Source organism: Parashewanella hymeniacidonis (assembly GCF_016900895.1).
GTDB classification, from domain to species: Bacteria; Pseudomonadota; Gammaproteobacteria; order Enterobacterales; family Shewanellaceae; genus Parashewanella; species Parashewanella hymeniacidonis.
Map to the genome: position 1 here is coordinate 1 of NZ_JAFEUN010000270.1, position 1,378 is coordinate 1,378.

Here is a 1,378-nt window from a genome sequence, read left to right on the forward strand (position 1 = left end):
TGTGACACACATTAATGATGGTTTTGATTTTCTGGGATTTAATCTCAGAAAGTACAAAGGCAAACTGCTTATTAAACCAAGTAAGAGCAATACACTGTTATTTTTGCGAAATCTGCGTCAACTCATTAGAAAGCACGCAACTGTCTCAGTCAATGATTTAATCAAGTTGTTGAATCCAAAGCTGAGAGGATGGGCGAACTATTACCATCATTGCGTTGCAAAGAAAGTCTTCGGATACGTAGGACATCAATTATTTCTAGCGTTATGGAGGTGGGCTGTTAGAAAACACATCACAAAAGGGAAACAGTGGGTGGCAAGAAAATATTTTCTGGATAGAAATGGCTACTGGCGATTTCATGGACGTCAGAAAATAGCAGGTATGGACTGTGCATTTAATCTTGTAGAAATAGCCAAAACACCAATCGAAAGGCATGTGAAAATCAGAGGAGCTGCGACACCTTATGATCCTGAGCATACTGCTTATCTACAAAGGCGTAAGCTTAATAAGCAAAGCAGAAACTCTTGGTGTGAACCTGTCATGCCTGCGTTGTGAAGTTGCTGGGTAACATTAAAGCTTTTGTGGAGGCTTGAGCCGTATGCAGTGAAAGTTGCACGTACGGTTCTTAGGAGAACGGCATCTGGTAACAGGTGTCGTTTATCCGACAAAAGCTTGCCAGTAAAACTGGCAAGAGCTTGGTTGAGAAAAATCTCAAATTTTATCTGAACAATGCTTCGAAAGACTTTTCAGAGACAATCGTTGACAACATAGAAGAAAAATAATCCATCATTGCTTCATGTAAAAAGTTGCCCATGCTAATACGTTTTACACCTAATTCTTCTAATATATTAAAGTCTGGAAGATCTGGAACACACATTACATTAATTGGTAATTCAGTATTGGTTACAACGGCACTAATATCGTCAAGTGTTTTAATGCATGGTAAAAAAATACCGTCTGCACCTGCACTTTGATACATTTCAATTCTTTTTATACTCTCCTCGAGAGCATTATCAACGCTGAGTAAATAAGCATCAGTTCTAACATTAATAAACATAGAAATGTTCATTTTGTTAAGCAGGGCTTTAATCGATGTGAGTTTGTTGGCAAACTCAATTTCACCACATAGTAACCTTTCGCCATAAACAACTTTGCTATCTTCAATATTAATTCCTACAACGCCGGCCTTAGCTAATTCTGCAATATTTTTAGCTATGACTTCAGGCGAACTTCCATAACCGGATTCTATCTGACTCATCTACACAAATATTATGGAAATTGAACTTATTATCGTTTCGTTGATCTGATCAGTAAATTACACTAGATAAGGCAACGCATCATGTCAATTTTCAACCAAGATCTATGGTCAAAAAATCACTT

General features: G+C 37.5%; 2 protein-coding genes. One reads left to right on the forward strand and one right to left on the reverse strand.

What is annotated here, in order from left to right; all coding sequences use genetic code 11:
• A partial coding sequence (locus JQC92_RS22260) for a group II intron maturase-specific domain-containing protein (RefSeq protein ID WP_276315837.1) occupies positions 1–553 on the forward strand: 553 nt, incomplete at its 5' end.
• A gap of 163 nt (positions 554–716) precedes the next feature.
• Here JQC92_RS22260 and JQC92_RS22265 read toward each other — a convergent pair.
• Entirely contained in the window at positions 717–1,256 is a 540-nt protein-coding gene (locus JQC92_RS22265; RefSeq protein WP_205001712.1) for an isocitrate lyase/PEP mutase family protein, read from the reverse strand.
• Positions 1,257–1,378 lie beyond the last annotated feature (122 nt).